Source organism: Lysinibacillus sp. NPDC093190 (assembly GCF_050280425.1).
Lineage (GTDB): Bacteria > Bacillota > Bacilli > Bacillales_A > Planococcaceae > Lysinibacillus.
In genome coordinates, this window is record NZ_JBNNVG010000013.1 from 41020 (window position 1) to 58185 (window position 17166).

At 34.0% G+C, this 17166-nt stretch carries 20 protein-coding genes; 19 read left to right on the forward strand and 1 reads right to left on the reverse strand.

The genetic code is table 11. From position 1 onward, the window contains the following. Positions 1 to 159: 159 nt before the first annotated feature. From ACQKOF_RS11970 to ACQKOF_RS12045, 16 genes are all read left to right on the forward strand, one after another. Complete coding sequence (locus tag ACQKOF_RS11970; RefSeq protein ID WP_012295089.1) at positions 160 to 369, forward strand: hypothetical protein; 210 nt, start codon at positions 160 to 162, stop codon at positions 367 to 369. A gap of 5 nt (positions 370 to 374) precedes the next feature. Continuing rightward, a complete protein-coding gene (locus ACQKOF_RS11975) occupies positions 375 to 752 on the forward strand; it encodes a hypothetical protein (RefSeq protein WP_427557073.1) in 378 nt (125 codons plus the stop codon). Positions 753 to 764: 12 nt separating this feature from the next. Next, a complete protein-coding gene (locus ACQKOF_RS11980; protein WP_370043025.1) occupies positions 765 to 1676 on the forward strand; it encodes a stage III sporulation protein AE in 912 nt (303 codons plus the stop codon). A 1-nt stretch (position 1677) separates the two neighbouring features. Next, positions 1678 to 1821, forward strand: a complete 144-nt coding sequence (locus ACQKOF_RS11985; RefSeq protein ID WP_199777723.1) for a hypothetical protein — start codon at positions 1678 to 1680, stop codon at positions 1819 to 1821. Positions 1822 to 1883: 62 nt separating this feature from the next. Then, positions 1884 to 2303 carry a hypothetical protein gene (locus tag ACQKOF_RS11990; protein WP_427557077.1) on the forward strand — a complete coding sequence of 140 codons (420 nt, stop codon included), beginning with the start codon at positions 1884 to 1886 and terminating at the stop codon, positions 2301 to 2303. Continuing rightward, positions 2304 to 2861 (forward strand): SpoIIIAH-like family protein, encoded by a 558-nt coding sequence (locus ACQKOF_RS11995; RefSeq protein ID WP_427557080.1) that lies wholly within the window; start codon positions 2304 to 2306, stop codon positions 2859 to 2861. It begins immediately after the preceding gene. Between the two features lie 203 nt (positions 2862 to 3064). Further along, positions 3065 to 3559: an acetyl-CoA carboxylase biotin carboxyl carrier protein gene (accB, locus tag ACQKOF_RS12000; protein WP_427557082.1), complete on the forward strand. Its 495-nt coding sequence runs from the start codon at positions 3065 to 3067 to the stop codon at positions 3557 to 3559. A gap of 13 nt (positions 3560 to 3572) precedes the next feature. Then, complete coding sequence (gene accC, locus ACQKOF_RS12005; RefSeq protein WP_427557085.1) at positions 3573 to 4931, forward strand: acetyl-CoA carboxylase biotin carboxylase subunit; 1359 nt, start codon at positions 3573 to 3575, stop codon at positions 4929 to 4931. Between the two features lie 99 nt (positions 4932 to 5030). Continuing rightward, the gene (locus ACQKOF_RS12010; protein ID WP_427557087.1) at positions 5031 to 6080 is read left to right on the forward strand and encodes a tyrosine-type recombinase/integrase; all 1050 of its coding nucleotides are present in this window, start codon (positions 5031 to 5033) and stop codon (positions 6078 to 6080) included. Between the two features lie 561 nt (positions 6081 to 6641). Continuing rightward, positions 6642 to 8111 (forward strand): DEAD/DEAH box helicase family protein, encoded by a 1470-nt coding sequence (locus ACQKOF_RS12015; RefSeq protein WP_427557089.1) that lies wholly within the window; start codon positions 6642 to 6644, stop codon positions 8109 to 8111. Positions 8112 to 8734: 623 nt separating this feature from the next. Beyond that, positions 8735 to 9052 (forward strand): hypothetical protein, encoded by a 318-nt coding sequence (locus ACQKOF_RS12020; RefSeq protein WP_427557092.1) that lies wholly within the window; start codon positions 8735 to 8737, stop codon positions 9050 to 9052. A gap of 202 nt (positions 9053 to 9254) precedes the next feature. Beyond that, positions 9255 to 9560: a hypothetical protein gene (locus ACQKOF_RS12025; protein ID WP_427557095.1), complete on the forward strand. Its 306-nt coding sequence runs from the start codon at positions 9255 to 9257 to the stop codon at positions 9558 to 9560. A gap of 152 nt (positions 9561 to 9712) precedes the next feature. Further along, positions 9713 to 10627, forward strand: coding sequence for a hypothetical protein (locus tag ACQKOF_RS12030; protein ID WP_427557098.1), 915 nt, complete (start codon positions 9713 to 9715; stop codon positions 10625 to 10627). Positions 10628 to 10795: 168 nt separating this feature from the next. Beyond that, positions 10796 to 11026 (forward strand): hypothetical protein, encoded by a 231-nt coding sequence (locus tag ACQKOF_RS12035; protein WP_427557100.1) that lies wholly within the window; start codon positions 10796 to 10798, stop codon positions 11024 to 11026. A 405-nt stretch (positions 11027 to 11431) separates the two neighbouring features. Beyond that, positions 11432 to 12223 carry an STM4504/CBY_0614 family protein gene (locus tag ACQKOF_RS12040; protein WP_427557102.1) on the forward strand — a complete coding sequence of 264 codons (792 nt, stop codon included), beginning with the start codon at positions 11432 to 11434 and terminating at the stop codon, positions 12221 to 12223. Positions 12224 to 12526: 303 nt separating this feature from the next. Beyond that, the gene (locus ACQKOF_RS12045; protein ID WP_427557105.1) at positions 12527 to 13135 is read left to right on the forward strand and encodes a hypothetical protein; all 609 of its coding nucleotides are present in this window, start codon (positions 12527 to 12529) and stop codon (positions 13133 to 13135) included. A gap of 174 nt (positions 13136 to 13309) precedes the next feature. Here ACQKOF_RS12045 and ACQKOF_RS12050 read toward each other — a convergent pair. Beyond that, positions 13310 to 14445, reverse strand: a protein-coding gene (locus ACQKOF_RS12050) for an IS3 family transposase (protein ID WP_427557108.1) whose coding sequence is annotated in 2 segments (ribosomal slippage) — positions 13310 to 14220 and positions 14220 to 14445 — 1137 coding nt in all. Because the reading frame shifts where the segments join, the coding sequence is not laid out codon by codon here. Positions 14446 to 14521: 76 nt separating this feature from the next. Between ACQKOF_RS12050 and ACQKOF_RS12055 the strand changes: the two genes are divergently transcribed. The 3 genes from ACQKOF_RS12055 to ACQKOF_RS12065 all read left to right on the forward strand — a co-directional run bounded on the left by ACQKOF_RS12055 (position 14522) and on the right by ACQKOF_RS12065 (position 16912). Then, positions 14522 to 14833 carry a hypothetical protein gene (locus tag ACQKOF_RS12055; RefSeq protein ID WP_427557111.1) on the forward strand — a complete coding sequence of 104 codons (312 nt, stop codon included), beginning with the start codon at positions 14522 to 14524 and terminating at the stop codon, positions 14831 to 14833. A 447-nt stretch (positions 14834 to 15280) separates the two neighbouring features. Further along, positions 15281 to 15469, forward strand: coding sequence for a hypothetical protein (locus ACQKOF_RS12060; RefSeq protein ID WP_427557258.1), 189 nt, complete (start codon positions 15281 to 15283; stop codon positions 15467 to 15469). Positions 15470 to 15556: 87 nt separating this feature from the next. Beyond that, on the forward strand, positions 15557 to 16912 hold the full coding sequence (locus ACQKOF_RS12065) for a DUF3883 domain-containing protein (protein WP_427557114.1): 1356 nt from the start codon (positions 15557 to 15559) through the stop codon (positions 16910 to 16912). The last annotated feature ends 254 nt before the right edge of the window (positions 16913 to 17166 follow it).

A 17166-nucleotide genomic window follows, 5' to 3' on the forward strand; every position in this document is an offset into this window, starting at 1 on the left:
TCTATAGGTGGTGAGCTTAAGTTGCTTTTCAGCGGGTTTCCAAACATCCGTTGAAAGAAGTTAAAGATTCATAAAAATACTAAGATCTCTATACGTATGTATAGAGGTCTTTTTTTTAGTGTAGCAACATATATTGCTGTACACGAGGGGGCGTATGAAATGGAATTACAAGACGTATTAAGAGTCGCTGGAGTGGGACTAGTAGTTGCGCTTCTTCATGTCTTCTTTGATCAAACAGGAAAGAAAGAATTTTCATTTTTCCTATTTTTCATTGCCTACTTATATATGACAGCGGAATTACTGCGATTTTTACGTCTATTTTTCAATGAAATCCTTACATTCTTTCAATGGCTGACCTCTTCTGGGTAATGTAAATGGAAATTGTCATCATAGCTGTTGTCATGCTGCTTTTATTAATGCTTATAAAAGAAGTCATAAAGCCACTCCATGCGCTAATTAGTGTAATGTTTTCGTTTTTGTTGTTCAGTATGTTGTTTTCGACACTCCTATTGCCATTCATCAAGCAATTGCTTGAGACATTAGCTTTTTTGCCTTATGCGAAAGCAATTGTAGTAAGTGCGAGCCTTTTTTATATAGGGCAATGGGTGTCTTTTTTACTTGTAGAACAAAGCTATAAAGTACTCGGTCATATTGTCTATGATGGGGTCAAGATTGTTATTTTGTTGTACTGGTTTAAGGAATTTTTGGCTGTTTTACAGGAGGTGTCGGCCATTTTACACCGGCTAAACTAAGGGGCGAAGACATTGCTGGAGCAAATATTTTCGTTTTTAACTGATCCATTCTTTCTATTGCTGAAGATGACGCTTATTTTGTGTAGCTACGTCATTATTATTTTGATTGTCAATATGATTTTACCAGAATTTGAAAAAGGGACAAGGATACTTTTTTTTCTTATTGTACTTGCAACAATAGGACCTGTCGTTGTGAATTCCTTTAAATTAATAGACGAAATAGCACAGGGACTTGCTCATATATTTACTGCATTTTATCCCATTCTTACTTCAAGCTTTCTTTTATCAAGCAGTATTACAGCGATTGCTTCTTGGCAGCCTTTTTTACTTTTTTTTGTACAAGTCTTAACGATTATTAGTAGTAAATGGCTTATTCCGGGAGTGCTTTTTGCCATTGTATTTGATGTCTGCAGTGTCATTGTTAAAGAAATTTCGTTTACGAGAATTGCTGAATTGATTCGTTTTACCATTATGAGCATCGTCTCAGCATCTGTTATTTGTTACATTATTTTAATGTCGGCGAGTGGTGTTGCCGCATTTAGTGTCAATGCAGCTGTTGCAGAGCCTGTGAAGAAATTAATAGAGGAAAATATTCCGGTTGTTGGTTCCTTTATAGTAGATAGTTTTTCGATGTTCCAACATATGACACAATTTTCCTCTTCTATTACTAGTATTTCTGCATTTATAGCAGTTATTACCGTGTCGTTCATTCCAACAGTTCAGCTTGTTGTCAGTGCCTATTCATTGAAAATGTTAGCTGCTATTTTAGAACCAATTGCTTTTGATGATATTTGTAAACTACTTGATCATGTTAGTAAATCTCTATTTACATTGTGTGCTGTATCATTTCTAATTGCTTTTTCATTTATGTTTTCTTGTTTATTCCTCATCGTTTTTGTGCAAGTTATGGCTGGGGGGAGATAGATTGATTCTTTTATTGGCAATGCTCTTTATTTGTCAAATATTTGTGTTTCTAACAGAAGATAAAGAAATAATTTCACTTACAAAGCTTGTTATTACGTTAGTATTTTTGCAATTGCTATTAAAGATTCCATTTATCAATTCATAGGAGGAAACAAGCGTACATACACTTGAAAAAGAGAAGATGAAAGGAGGCAATGTACAAGTGATGTGGAAAAGAAACGAAAAAAAACAACGTCATTTATAGTCTTAATGCTTATCGCTGCCTCCGTGGGAATTTTCATCATTTTACCAATGTATCAAACGAATACAACGAATGGGCAAGTAACATCGATGACCAATGAAGAAAAACTTGAGCAGACACTGAAGGCTATGAAAGGTGTTGGGGAGGTTAAAGTCTATTTTTATTACGGAGATATGACAGATGCGAAGGATGACAATAAACTATTCAGTCAATATTTTCGAGGAACTGAACAAGGCACGAAAGAAGTAACAGGGATGCTAATTGTTTCAGAAGGAGCAGCAGATATCTTTGTGAAAAATGAAATTCGTGCTGTTGTTAGTCAAGTAATGCAATTGCCGATTCATCGAATTATTATCGTTCCAATGGAGAATAAGGAGGAAAAGTAAATGCGCGTACGTAGAAGAACAGTTTGGTTTATGACATTATTAAGTCTAGTAGCGGTTATCTCAGTGTATTATTTGGTTGATCCAGCAAAACAATTTAATGGACTAACTATTTTCACAGATGACTCATTACAGCAAACTGCGGTAACGGGTGTGACTGATCAAGAAGCAGCGAAAGAGGGAGAGACGAAGGAAGTATCTTCTCCAAGTCATTTATTTGAAGAAATGCGCATGCAAGTTAGTGATGAAAGAAGCCAGCTTCGTGAACAATTAACAACGAAGATCGGTTCAAAAGATTACACAGCAGAAGAAAAAAGTAAGGCTTATAATGATATGGATAACCTTATAAAACAAGAATCCTCTGAAGCGATGTTAGAAATGCTTATTAAATCTTCAGGTTACTCCGATGCGTTTGTAAAAGCAGATGGTGATAAAGTATCGGTAACTGTTATGGCGGAGGAGCTATCAAAAGCTCAAGCAAATGAAATTATTTATTTGGTAAAAACAGAGATGGAAGGCGCAAATGACGTCCAAGTAAAATTCAGCGCAAATAACTATTGAAAAAATAGAAAGAAAAAGATGAATTTTCTGTCTATTAAATAACTATTGTTATATATCAGTATAATGAAAAGGCTTTCGTTTAGTAAAGGAAAGCCTTTTATTTTGTTCATATTTACTTAATTTGCATTAAAGTATTTCAAATTGTTCGAAAAAAATATAAAATAGTGTTTGTAGTAGATTTTATTTCATAAGGAGAGTTAGAAATGTTCAAAATTCAAGAAATTCGCGAAATTATCAAATTAGTAGATTCTTCTTCAATTGACGAGTTCGTTTACGAAGTAGATGGCGCAAAAGTTAAATTAAAAAAGAATGGTGTAGTTGTTACTGAAACTGTAGCACCTAAAAAAGAAGTAGCCGCACCTGTTGTGCAACAGTCTGCACCTGTAGCACCAGCTACTCCAGCACCAGCAAAAGCTGAAGAAACACCAGCTGCATCAGCAACAAATAACGACCCATCGTTACATAAAATTGTATCGCCGATGGTTGGGACTTTTTATCAATCTCCAAACCCAGATTCACCAGCTTACGTTAAAGTGGGGGACAAAGTTGGTAATGAAACAATTGTATGTATCGTAGAAGCTATGAAACTATTCAACGAAATTGAAGCAGAAGTTCAAGGGGAAATCGTTGAAGTACTTGTTAAAGACGGTGAATTAGTAGAATACGGTCAACCATTATTCCTTGTAAAAGCTGAGTAAGGAGTGCACAACTATGAAAAAAGTTTTAATTGCAAACCGCGGCGAAATCGCTGTGCGCATCATTCGTGCTTGTAAGGAGTTAGGCATTCAATCTGTTGCCGTGTACTCAGAAGCAGACGCAGACGCATTACATGTGAAATTAGCAGACGAAGCATATTGTATCGGGCCAAAGCTATCAAAAGATTCATATCTTAGCTTCCCAGCTTTACTTAGCGTAGCAGAAAAAACTGGTGCAGACGGTATCCACCCAGGTTACGGTTTTGTATCTGAAAACGCTGACTTCGCTGAAGCTTGTGAAAACGCAGGCATTAAGTTCATTGGACCTTCATCAGATTCTATTAAAATTATGGGTATTAAAGACGTTGCACGTACAACAATGGAAGCAGCAGGTGTTCCACTTGTTCCGGGTACTGGTATCGTTCCAGATATCGAAACAGGTAAAGAATGGGCCGCTAAAATTGGTTACCCAGTGATCATCAAAGCAACTGCTGGTGGTGGCGGTAAAGGTATCCGTGTAGCTCGTACAGAAGAAGACCTTGTAAAAGGCATTGAAATTACGCAAAAAGAGGCTGCTGCAGCATTCGGTAACCCTGGCGTATATTTAGAAAAGTTCATCGAGTACTTCCGTCACTGTGAAATCCAAGTATTAGCGGATGGCTATGGTAACGTTGTACATTTAGGTGAACGTGACTGTACAGTTCAACGCCGTATGCAGAAATTAGTAGAGGAAGCTCCATCTCCAGCTCTATCTTCTGAGCGTCGTGCTGAAATGGGTGCAGCAGCAGTAAAAGCTGCAGAAGCTTGTAACTATGAAGGTGCTGGAACAATCGAGTTTATTTATGACTATCGAGAAGATAAATTCTACTTCATGGAAATGAATACTCGTATCCAAGTAGAGCACCCAGTAACTGAAATGATTTCTGGTGTAGATCTTGTACAACAACAATTAAAAATTGCATCTGGTGAAAAACTTCCTTTCACTCAAGATGATATTAAATTAAATGGTTGGGCAATTGAGTGCCGTATTAACGCAGAAAATGCTTATAAAAACTTCATGCCATCAGCTGGTACTGTAGATACTTACGTAACTCCAGGAGGCTATGGTGTACGTATTGACTCTGCAGTATATGCTGGCTATACAATTCCACCATACTATGATTCAATGGTTGCCAAACTAATTGTTCATGCCAATACACGTGAAGAAGCGATTGCGAAAATGAATCGTGCGCTTAGCGAATTTGAAGTATCTGGTCCTGGTATCAATACAACAATTCCGTTCCACGAAGCATTGATGAACAATGACGTGTTTAAATCTGCGCAATTCAATACGAAGTTCCTAGAAGAGAATGATGTTTTGGGGACAAGCAAGTAATTGATTTGTGGATTTAGGGAATAGAATAGGGAATAGAACGCATTTCAAATATCGCAATAAAATTACCTTCTAACATTCAGTTGTTAGGAGGTTTTTTATTTGTCTAGAAAAGGTCAGCGTACAGGGATTTTTGATTTAGAAGATGTGACAGAAGCTATACAGCTACCAAGTTTTGAGGGTACGTTTAAAGAGGAAGACACGATACTGATTACTCCACCAAAGCTAATGATTGATGTAGCTGAATTACATGAGGGTAAGAAAGGTGTAGAAATTAATAGTGCTTTGTTAATTGTGAAAGAGCAAATGCGTCTATCGGGCGTTCGTAAAGCGACAATCAGTGAATATATTTATACTTTTAATCGTTTAGTAGATGCAATGAAAATTGAATACGTAGATGACATTAAATTGGAGTCTATATTTGGTTGGCTTGCGAGCTTAGGGGATATTTCAGATGTATCGAAACAAAGCCGTCTACGTGTCATTAAAGCTGTTTTAAATCGACTTTACGATAACGGATGGATAGCGAGAAACTTTTGGAAAGACGTTCGTATACGTGTTGATACCAAGATTAAACTTCCTGCTGATGAGAAGCAATTGTCAATCTTATTGTCATTACTTGATATGGTGAATTTCATTCAGTTTCGTGATGCGGTAGCCATTTTAACTATCTATAAGACAGGTATTCGCATGAATACACTCATTCAGTTAGAAGAGAAGCATATTGACTTTAAGACTAACTCATTGCTACTGACAGGTGACATTATGAAGAACCATGATGTATTGAAATTGCCATTCGATGATGAATTAGCACTGTATTTGAAACGTTTGATAACTCAAAATAATATCATTCGTAAACATTATAAGAAACGAAATGAAGTTGTGTTTTTAAGTAAATTTGGTGATTCTCTAGATGTTGAAACAAAACCATGTGCAATTACTAAGAGGCTTTCTTACTATGCTAAGAAATACAAGTTAAACAATATCAGTGCTCATGCTATTAGAAGGTTGTATGCAACTAACTTAAGGAAGAAGGGGGCAGATGTTGTTTTAATCAGTAAGGCACTTTCGCATAAAAGCTTATCAACTACAACTCGTTATCTAGGCATAAGCTCTGACGATGTATTGAAGGGGCTGAGGGATTACTTGTAGCCTTACTAAGGGTTAATCATGTAATCTAATCAAGGTTGTTTAACTTTATAGATGTTGAAGAGGTAGCTAAGGGTTTGAGGGAGTATCTATAATTTTTAATTGCTGTCTATGTCTTAGATTCTTTTTATGATGTAGTCAGTCTTTTTGCACAAAGCTGTATTCTTAACTTTGGCATCATGTTGGAGTAATGAAAAAAATGTTAGGATACTTGAAGCTGAAAAACTTTTCAAATGATAGTAATCTGATATATAATAAATAGAGATATAATTTTGAGGCACTTACAGCAAACGGACACTCTTTTAATAGAGCATGTGCCTAGTATAGATAAATAATAAAATACGAAATATCAGCCCTAACTAATGGGTTATTTGTCATACGTATTTATTAAAATTGTACTAGGGCTTCTATTATTGTTGGGTGTCTATTAGGATAGAAAAGATAACAATGATGATTAGAAAACACTTTTAAACAATAGTTTAAGAGTGTTTTTGTTTTGGTTTTGAATATGTGTTGTCAAATAGCCTTTTAGTGTAGCGTTGTTACACAGAGGAGACAAAGGAAATGAAAGTAACAGAATTGATTGGAAACGAGTACAAGAGTTGGAACGCAGGTGATATGGTTAGTATCGCTAGTGGAACAGGGAGTGGTAAAAGCTACTTCGTTCAGAATGTTCTAGCTGAGTATGCAAAACAAAATGGAGAGCTAATTCTATATCTTGTTCCAAGAGTAAAGTTAAAGGAACAGATTGAAGCTATTCTTGAAAAAGAAGGAATAACAAACATCGAGGTTAAGTTATATCAGACTGTTGAAGCTAAGTGTAATAATCATGGGAATAATAATGGTTGGCTAAACGCTTACAAATACATTGTTTGTGATGAATCGCACTACTTTACTAATGACGCAAACTTCAATGATTATACAGACATGTCGTTAGAACATCTTTTATCAACCTCTCATGCTATCACGTTGTTTTTAAGTGCTACAGGTGGAACATTACTAAACTATATTAAACGTTTCTACAAAGAAAGGAAACTCATCGAATACTCTTTAAGTCAAGATTATGGTTTTGTTGATAAACTTTCAGCCTACCAATCTGACGAGCAACTATACAAAGCTATGGATTGGTTACTTAAAAAGAATCATAAGGCAATGATTTTTATTCAAAGTGACATAAAGGCTTATCAAACTTTCAAAAAGTATGAGCAACACGCTACATTTGTTTGTGGAGTAAACAGTGACTATGTTGAATTTGTATATAAGGCACAGGTTGACACAATTATTAATAATGAGAAGTTTGATACGTTGTTTTTAATTGCTACTTCTGCATTAGATGTTGGTGTAAACATTATAGATTTAGATGTTCAACATGTAATAATTGATATGCTCGATACTGACACATTTCTCCAATGTTTAGGGAGAAAGCGATTGTCCAATGAGGTTGAGGAAAAGGTTAATGTCTTGTTTAGGAACTATACTAATCGACAATTAGGTGGGTTCATCTCGAAAGAAAATAATCGTGTAGAACAGGGGAAGCTTTTCTATGGAGCTACTAAATTAACAAGTAGTAAGTATTCAAAACTAGCTGATATATTTTTTATAGATGGATTAGGAACGGTGAAAGTGAATAATATGAAGTATATTAAAGCAGCGGTAAATTTAAAAAGATACGAAAAGTATGTACAGAAACCCAATGGTCATCTTGGAGAAATTAAATCCCTATTAGATTATCAAGGAAAGGTATATATTCACGATTATCTTGAGGATACTAATGCTAGGCTAGCAATACTAGAAGAAAATATTAATAACAAGTTTTCTTCTGAGGAAGCCAAAGAACTTGTAAAGCAATTGTCGTTGAAAAATAGCAAGACACAAAAGGCGATAAAGAGCATCTCGATAGCTAACAGAGAGATGATTACTTTAGGTTATCCTTATGAGTTTGTTGAATCCAAAGAATATATTGTAGATTCTAATGGACAGAAAAAACAGCGCAGAATCTACACTTTGAATCGTGTAAGACAGAATGGTCTATAAGCTATATATAGCCTTACGACTGTTTTGTCTTGCTAGAGGAAAAGTGATATGTAAAACGGTTTTTGCTTCGAAGAAGCGAAAACCAACAAATGTTGAGTTCGTTATTGTTTAAACATGAGCGGAGGGAGCGTAAGCGACTAAAGCCATGTTTAAATAATGACAACTCGACATGCGTTAGTAAAAGTGTAAGGAGCAAAGCGACTGAAACGTTAGAGGGTTTAGTTTTCACTAAAAGAGCAATCCTATTAGTTGGTTTCATGTTGCGTAACTCTAAAGTAACTCAAGAAGTTTGCAATCAAGCTCTAGACATCATTGAGAGTGCTACAGATGAACATAAAACAATGGAAATCACAAAGGAGAAACAATTGCTAATGGCTACATGTTTGCGAAAATGAAATTGAACGTGCCACAGCAATCAATGAACATCTTGAATGGACTAATCGACACAAGAAGTAACGAAATTCGAAATTTTTGATATTTTATTGATTGAAATCACATATTATTATGCTATTTTCAAAGAAAATTACTATAAAATTCTGTAGGAAAGCAAAAACGCATGATTCCGATAGACTACAAGGAGTGTTAACATATTACTATAATATCTTAGGAGTGTAGTGGGAAATTTGGACTTTTTTGTGAATCAGAATTATTATACATTAAATGATAGAGAATGGAATTTATTTTTAGAAGCGTACCGTTCTTATGAGTTGCAAAATTGCCACCATGCAATTTATTTAAGTGGTTTGAAAAAAGATGGAGAATCTATTCGTGAACTAAATGAAAGACGCATTGAGATGTTAAAGAACGCTTCCTATCAAAAACTGTTTACTGACTTTGGAGCTAACTTTACTGAGAGTATTGAGATTGAACTTGAAACAGAGGGGCATTATGATTTCTTCAAATTATTTGAACAAATGTTTACTAGGAAGCGAAGTTTATAAGAGTTCTCTAAAAAGTGAGCAAAATTGCTCGCTTTTTTAGTTTCATTAAGTTTGTAGGTATATCATCATTGTTTGTTCAACAGTTAACCCAAACAAAACAGCTTGTGAATCACATTATGACCGCAAAGCAGAAGATGAAGCACTAGAAAGCAATTTCACCAATCGTTTTGAGGTTAAACTGTTCTTTAAGGAAAAGGACAATATGAAGTTTAGTAACTTGAATAATAGAATCATAATGGAACGCTTACAAAAAGAAATGTTTATTCCATGCCTGACTTTTTCGTTTTTCCATGAGCGCACAGTTGAAACTAATCGAGGTAGCAAGGAATACATTGACCTTATTAGAAAAGCAAAAGGAGCGGATAACGAGAACTCTATTAAGTTGTTGTTGACTGATGCCCAATGGAAAACATTCCGCAAGCATTTCAAAGCATGTCGAGATGATATTGAATGGGCATATATTGAAAACAGTCACTTGATATATGATTTCTTACTAGCGCATCATTGATTGGTGTGTTTTTGTAGTGAATAGATTAAGATTGGCATATGGATAATAGTCATTTGATGAATGGTTTTATTCTAAGGTAACTTTTTGATAGAAACGGTTAAATCTATTTACTAAAACACTTTGCGAGTTATGATTGTTTAGAGGTGAAAAAAATGAGATTAAAATTATTACATACTAATTTAGGTGAGCTAGAAGTGTCTATTGAGATAATTCTAGAAGCAGGACAGTTTGACAAAATTAATTTACATCAACTTTCAAATAAAATATATGATGACTTGGAGAATAATAACATAAATGGTTATTTTGATAGTGATTTAGAAAGATTGGAACATTTTAAGAAAAAAAGTTCGGATTATGCATGGTCTAGTAACATGATTTATGATTTTACCGAATTATTATCGATTATTGGACGTGATATAAAATCTTTAAGAACAAGTATATCTATAGCATTAGACAATACCGAATTAAACATCGACAATGTTTATGCAATTAAATTACCTAAATTCGAATATTTTGATGATATGGCTAATTTCTCCAAAATAATGAATCGAATCTTCTCTCAAGTGTTCGGCAATAATAAAAAAGCAAAATTAGTAGGTTTTGATGTTGGTTCGGAGTGGTTCTTAATTGGCTTAGATTCGTTTGTAAGTTTCAAATTGTTTTCAATTTTCATGAATGGTGTTTATCAATATTTAAAAAGAAATAAACAAGATGAGGAAGATATTAAAGATTCTCACTCGGATGAATCCAAACAAATGATGTTAGAACATATGGAGAAAATCAAAAATTTATTAATTGCTGATACAATTAAGAGAATGGGAGAATTGCATGAAAGACCTTTAGCCCCCGAAGAAAGAAGTGCATTAGAAAAATCTTTTATGGATATGTCAAAATTAATTCAAATGGGTACGGAAGTACATATTGATAAGCAAACGCCATCAAAAGACGAAAATAATCAAGATACTCCAAAAGTAGAAATTCCTAAAATCGAAACAATTAAGGAGTACTTAGGAGATATAGAGACATTGTTTTTAGAGGAATTAGATGAAGAAAGTAAAGAAGAATAGATTAAGAAAAGCACACCATTAATTGGTGTGCTTTTTTGGTAATGTATATTATTGTGTAAAATGAGGGGGATGTATATTTGACTAAGGATTTTAGAAAGTATAAAATTTTCGACTAAGGTTGAATCTTATCCAATACTAAGTGGGCTTAGGGATATAAAAAAGTTTTATATGTCTTTGGAAGAAAGATTTGACGAGAGCATTAAAAACATAGAAAAAAGTAATAAGGAATTATCAGGTCTTTTAAGTTTAGAAAGTATTATGCTTTATGGTGAGAAAAAAATCTTATTTCAAATAAAGTCATTAATCATTGACTTGATGTGTGAGAAAGTTGAAGCGATAAGTAAAATGGAGCGAGAACAAGCGAGGGAGAAAGCGAGAAAAGAAATATCTAAAAAATAGTATTAACCATGCGATACATGCGATAGAGTGAATTAGTGAATCATTCTCTATCGTTTTTTTATGCATTGTCACACGTTCACCACGAGCCACAAATCATGACTATTTGGTCTAACGCTTAAATGAATTATTGTCAGAGCCATGCTATAAGGGCGTATTGACATAGGAAAACATTTCACAAGCACTTTAAAGAAAGTTTGACGAAATAGAGAGAGCGTACAGGCATTTAATATATGACTTCTTAACACCGTATCACAGTTAGTGGTACGGTTTTTTTATAGATGGTATAATTTTCATAAAAAGGTGTTTTTGGAGGGTATAATGGGGAGAAGTTTTTATGATTTCCAAGTGCAAATGGGTTTTAAAGAGGTAAATGATGTTTTTCAATATTAGGAAGTTTCTAATAGATTGAGGAATCAGTTTATTTTTTTAGTAGAACAAGTTTTAGAAGAAAGTGTTAGTTGGAATTATCAAAGTTCTTTTTGGAAAAGTATTCTTACTAAAATGAATATAGAATTTGGAAAGAATTTTAGAACAGTTTCATATTCAAGTGAAAAGGTTCATAAAGCGTTTGTTCAACTTGCTGATGGAGAATCCTTATATTTTTTTGAAATGGTACTTGATGAAATGGATGTTCAGATTGACTTTGACTATGAAGAATTTGTTGAAAGATTAAATAAGATATTTCTTGAAAATTCATTTGGCTATGAATTTGTTGAAGGGCAATTGATTAGAATTGATAGGAAGTTTATTCACCAAGAGATAGTAGTGGATGCTATCAAACTTTTGCATGAAAACGATTTTGAAAGTGCTTCGATAGAATATATGCAAGCATTTTCAGATTATAAAAACGGGAATCTAAAAGGTGCTATCACAAATGCAGGAAAATCATTTGAGAGTACAATGAAGATTATCTGTGAAAAAATGAATTATTCTTATAAACAAAGTGATAATGCCAAAAAGTTAATTTCAACTTTGATGAATAAAGAATTTATTCCAAGTTATTTGCAGACGCACTTTAGCGGATTAAGTAACACTTTAGAAAGTGGCTTACCAACCGTAAGGAATAAACATTCACATGGTGATGGAGTAATTGAAGTTGAAGTAACCGATAAGATTGTTCGATATGCACTAAATCTATGTGCCACAAATATTGTGCTTTTAGTTGAAATCTACAATGAATATATTCATCATGGTTAGTACAGCGAAGTGACGCTGTTACCAATGACGATATGATAATGTTTGACTACTTCAATTTAATTTTGAAGTGGTCATTTTTTGTCCATTTATTATTGAACTAATTTCCTGTTGATAATGCTAGTGGAATAAAATAGATTAGAACAGAATTGTAACGCATCAAGATTTGGATTGATGGACACTTGGTTGCATTGATTGCACTCAGGTTGCTTCTCTGTTCTAAAGCAATGGCTATATCGCTTTTTATAGAAATACGGTCGCTTTTTGTCTTATAATGGAATAAATATAATATAAGGGGTGTAAGTTATGGTAGAGATAGTTGCTGAATCTAAACAAAATGAATCAAGTGAAACGGAAACTGAGACAAAGAAATTAAAAGTTGGTTTAATAATGCCTATATCGAATACTGAAGGTTATCCTGTAGGGCATTGGGGTGACGTGAGAAAAATAATTGAAGAAGCATTGAGTGAGTTTAAGGATTATAAAGTTGAAGTAAATATGGTTAGCGAAGCAGAGGATTCTACATTAATTCAAAAAACAATAATTCAAAGAATCTATTCTGATGATATTGTAATTGTTGATGTTAGTTCTAAGAATCCAAATGTAATGTTCGAACTAGGTGTAAGATTGGCATTTGATAGACCTTTTATTTTGTTAAAGGATGATTCTACAGATTATGTTTTTGATATTTCATCTATATACCATATAAATTATCCGAGAGATTTAAGGTATAAAGATATTGTTGATATGAAGAATCAATTGAAATTGAAATTAGATGCTACTTATAGGAAGTCGTTAAAAGAAGAAAGTATGTACTTAAAAGATTTTGGTACATTTAAAGTAGCAAATTTACAAAGCACAGAATTACCTATGATGGACTATCTTCAAAAAATTGGATCTACGTCAAGATTTTAGACACACTCAAGTTAATTTTTTGTGTTGCGCAACGTCCATTTTTGGAGTGTTCCACATCCCGAGTAGCCCGTCAAAGTGAAAAGAGCCTTTGACCGTCTACTCGAGATGTAGAGCGGAAAATGCATGGAAGTTGCGCCCGAAATATGTGGTGGGGTAGATTTCTTTGTACCCCTTTTACGCTGCTGCTCGGCACATTTTCTCATATGCATCGGGTGTGAAATAACCAATGCTACCATGGATTCGCTTGCGATTGTACCAACCTTCGATGTACTTAAATAAAGCTACACGTGCGGTTTCAAAGTGGCTGTAGCGCGTTCGGTATACTTCTTCTTTTTTGAGTGTTGCGTGAAATGATTCGATGCACGCATTGTCATATGGGCAACCTTTTCGGCTGAATGATGAGACCATTTCGTATTTCTGTAAGCGCTCGCCAAAAGCTTCACTTGTATATTGAGAACCTAAATCCGTGTGTACAATGAGTCCTGGCGCTGGATTTTGCGCTGTTACTGCGTTATCAAGTGCTTCTAAGACTAGGTCAACCGTCATTTTACGACCAAATTTATATCCAACAATTTTCTTTGTATGACAATCTAATACCGACGCCAAATAACACCAACCATCATTTACTGTGTGGATATACGTAATATCTGCCACCCATTTTTTATTGATGTTTTCGGTTGTAAAGTCTTGTCCCAAAACGTTTTCACGCTCTTCCACTGGTTTCTGTGTTGGCGTCGGACGGTACTTTTTTGTAATGTTTGAACGAATGCCTGCTTTTCTCATAATGAGTTGAACACGATCAATACTGCCTGTATAGCCCTCTTGTTTAAGGATTTGAAATATTTTCGGTGCACCGTAACGGCCGTCACTTTCCTTATGAATAACGCGAATACGAGCGAGTAGCTTTTCATTGGCGACATGATAGATGTTCGGCTTTTTATGAAATGATTGATAATACGTACTTTTAGGCATCTTTAAAATGCGACACATCAATTGAACGGGTTGATGTTCGCTTTCTTTCGTAATGTGGTCAATCAGCTCTTGGTCTTCTATTTTTGCGCGAATATGGTCATAGCCTTTTTTAGGATATCTACCTCTTGTTTTAAGCGAAGGTTTTCCTTCTGGATAGCGGCTATTTCAGCTGTGGTTAACTCCCCAGTCCCTTCAATTGGAGAATGGAGTTTAATCCATTTATAAATCGTGACTTCTGACACACCATATTCGCTAGCTAGTTGATTGACCGGGGTACCCGAGCGATAAAGCTCGACTACTGTTTGTTTAAATTCTTTATTGTACTTTTTTTGACTCATGGTCGAACACGTCCTCTCTTATGCTCAATTCTATTGATTTAACTGAGGTATGTCCACTCATCTATAATACATCCAAATGTTTAGTGATGTTAAGCGAGAAATTAGAGAAGTAAAACCTAATAAGGTTGAATCGAAATTAACGTATCAATTCAATGAAGAAAATAGGAAGAAAAGAGATAAGATATTAAAAGATAGAATTAAATTGATAGTTAATGAGTACATTGCGAATAATGATGTTGGAGATGGTTCGGAGTTATTCAGTGATGACCATGAGATTATTGATGTTATTGATAAAGATAATGTGGTTAAGAGTTTAACTGGAGATAAAAATAAATTATATTTAGTGTTAAGCGATGTTTTAGATGACCTTGGTTATTTACCATTTTAATATATTGCTATGCAGGACCTAGAATGAAATACAAACTAATATAAGAAGTCATGATATGCGGTAGAGTGAATCATTCTCTATCGTTTTTTAATGTTTTGTCACACGTTCACCAACGAACAACATGACGCTAGACATTACTATACAGAATTTGGTTTAACGCTTCAATAGAACACTGTCAGAGCCATGATAGAGGTAGATAGGGACAATGGTGAACATTCCGTAAGCACTTCAAGGAAAGTCGTGACGATATAGAACAGGCATATATTGATGTACAGGACTTTATATATGATTTTTTAACACCTTATCACATCTAGTGGTACGTTGTTTTCGTGTGGTATAATTTGTAAAAAGAGGTGGTCTTATGAGCAGTGAAATAAACAAAACAATAGAGCGATTAAAATTCACAAGGAGGTGTGATTCGTGTCAAAAAATTGGGATTTGCCCCCGATGAAATTTAAGTTAGGCGATAAGGTTCGATTCACATTCAATGGCAGTGAAAAGGTTGGAATAGTTGAAATAGCAGACTATGGCGGTTCGCTTGAACATGATTACCATTCTTATGATATTTTCGTTGCTGAAGACAATTGTTTGTATAAGCATATTCCTGAAGAGGTTTGTAGCATTGCTCGATTCTAACGAGCCTGATGTATGATTTCTTAATAGCACATCATTAAATTGGTGTGCTATATTTTATATACAATATATGGGGGTTGGTGGCGTTTCATGGATGAACGTAGTAAGTCAAAAATCAAAGAATATTTAAACGAATACTATTCAGAAATTTCTCATGCTACTATGCGAGGTGCAATTGAAAGGCACTTATTCAAACGGAATCATATTCAGGACTATAGAAAAATAACACATCAAGATTATATTAGATTAAAAAGTGGTTTGCGTAATGCTGATTTTAATGAAACAGCATTTACAAACTGTGAATTTTTCATTAAATATTTGTATGCAAATGGTGAACTTATAAATGATGATGGATTTAAAGATGAATGGTTCACTAAAGATATATTTGAGCATTTTCAAGATAATAAGAATAGATTACAAGGTGTATATAAAACTGATAAAACACCGAAAAATAGAACTGTACTTAATATTCAAGAATTATCAAAGATTAAAAAGTTTTTGGATATTGAAACAGAAAACACAAAAACATATAAACAACAGTTTTCTTGGTTTCTTTTATTTGAGATAGGTTTATCGGTAGAAGATGTAAGGAAGATTAAATTAAAAGAAACATATAATAAAGGCATTTTGAGTTTAGTTACAGGTAGGAAAATTAAAATACCACAAAAATTCCATAATCACATTGAAAAGCATAAAGAAACTTCTCAAGATTCATTTAAGGCAGTAAACATATGGATAAAAGATTTAGGTGAAAGTTTGCAAATTGATATTCCATTGAAACCTTTCAATATTAAGAATACTCGAGAAAAAATGTTGATTAGTTGTAGTAATTGTCAACAAGTATTAATAAGGGATACAGACAATTGGCTTGCTATTGAAGGATGGTTAGTGTGTAAAGAGTGTGCAAATGAATTAAAAAAAAAGAATGAAGTAGGTAATGTAGATTCCATAGATAGTTTTGAAATTGAAACTAAGGATGAAATGAATAAGAGAGTATTTATTTCTTACAATGAAGCAAAAACTCAATTGTTGGAAAAATCCATAGATTATTTAAAACTACATGAGTTTCAAATGTTAATTGGTGAATTGGGTGAACAATATGTCTTTGAGTATGAAATGGCTAAATTAGAAGGCACAATATATGCTGATAGGATTGATAAATCAAAAGCAAAAGTTAATTCAAATGGTTATGATATACTTTCGTTTACCACGAAAGGTAAGAAAGTACATATAGAGGTCAAAACAACTTCAACTTTAAAAGATGAATTTTATATTTCACAGCACGAATTAGAGGTAGTCGAAAGAATGAAGAAACAAGGTGAGATTTATAAGGTTTATTTTGTAAAAGATATATTAGGGAACCCTCAGTTGGAAATTATAGATGATATTCTAAGTGAGGAAAACTATATTAAAAAGGGTTCTTCTTGGAAAATGGTTAAGCGATAATAATGAAGTACATCATAATTAAGTGGTGTGCTTTTTCTTTTGTCTAACTTCACAGAACAGTCCTCAGACGATTTGAGAATTAGCTAGGTGCATACTTGGTTACTTGGATAGCTCTCAGTGGTTCTTAGAGTTGAAACACCTTCCTGAAAGGAAGTGGTGTCAATTGAGCATAGTGTACTCACAGTCAAGATTGTTCTCAGGTCGGTCTAGGTGATATTGAACCGTGACATTTGAATTACATTCTTAATAGCTAA

Bases quoted from the DNA above. Each gene is read 5' to 3' on its own strand.
- ACQKOF_RS11970 (WP_012295089.1), top strand. From the start codon at position 160: ATGGAATTACAAGACGTATTAAGAGTCGCTGGAGTGGGACTAGTAGTT.
- ACQKOF_RS11975 (WP_427557073.1), top strand. From the start codon at position 375: ATGGAAATTGTCATCATAGCTGTTGTCATGCTGCTTTTATTAATGCTT.
- ACQKOF_RS11995 (WP_427557080.1), top strand. From the start codon at position 2,304: ATGCGCGTACGTAGAAGAACAGTTTGGTTTATGACATTATTAAGTCTA.
- accB (WP_427557082.1), top strand. From the start codon at position 3,065: ATGTTCAAAATTCAAGAAATTCGCGAAATTATCAAATTAGTAGATTCT.
- accC (WP_427557085.1), top strand. From the start codon at position 3,573: ATGAAAAAAGTTTTAATTGCAAACCGCGGCGAAATCGCTGTGCGCATC.
- ACQKOF_RS12015 (WP_427557089.1), top strand. From the start codon at position 6,642: ATGAAAGTAACAGAATTGATTGGAAACGAGTACAAGAGTTGGAACGCA.
- ACQKOF_RS12025 (WP_427557095.1), top strand. From the start codon at position 9,255: ATGAAGTTTAGTAACTTGAATAATAGAATCATAATGGAACGCTTACAA.
- ACQKOF_RS12030 (WP_427557098.1), top strand. From the start codon at position 9,713: ATGAGATTAAAATTATTACATACTAATTTAGGTGAGCTAGAAGTGTCT.
- ACQKOF_RS12035 (WP_427557100.1), top strand. From the start codon at position 10,796: ATGTCTTTGGAAGAAAGATTTGACGAGAGCATTAAAAACATAGAAAAA.
- ACQKOF_RS12045 (WP_427557105.1), top strand. From the start codon at position 12,527: ATGGTAGAGATAGTTGCTGAATCTAAACAAAATGAATCAAGTGAAACG.
- ACQKOF_RS12055 (WP_427557111.1), top strand. From the start codon at position 14,522: ATGTTTAGTGATGTTAAGCGAGAAATTAGAGAAGTAAAACCTAATAAG.
- ACQKOF_RS12060 (WP_427557258.1), top strand. From the start codon at position 15,281: ATGAAATTTAAGTTAGGCGATAAGGTTCGATTCACATTCAATGGCAGT.
- ACQKOF_RS12065 (WP_427557114.1), top strand. From the start codon at position 15,557: ATGGATGAACGTAGTAAGTCAAAAATCAAAGAATATTTAAACGAATAC.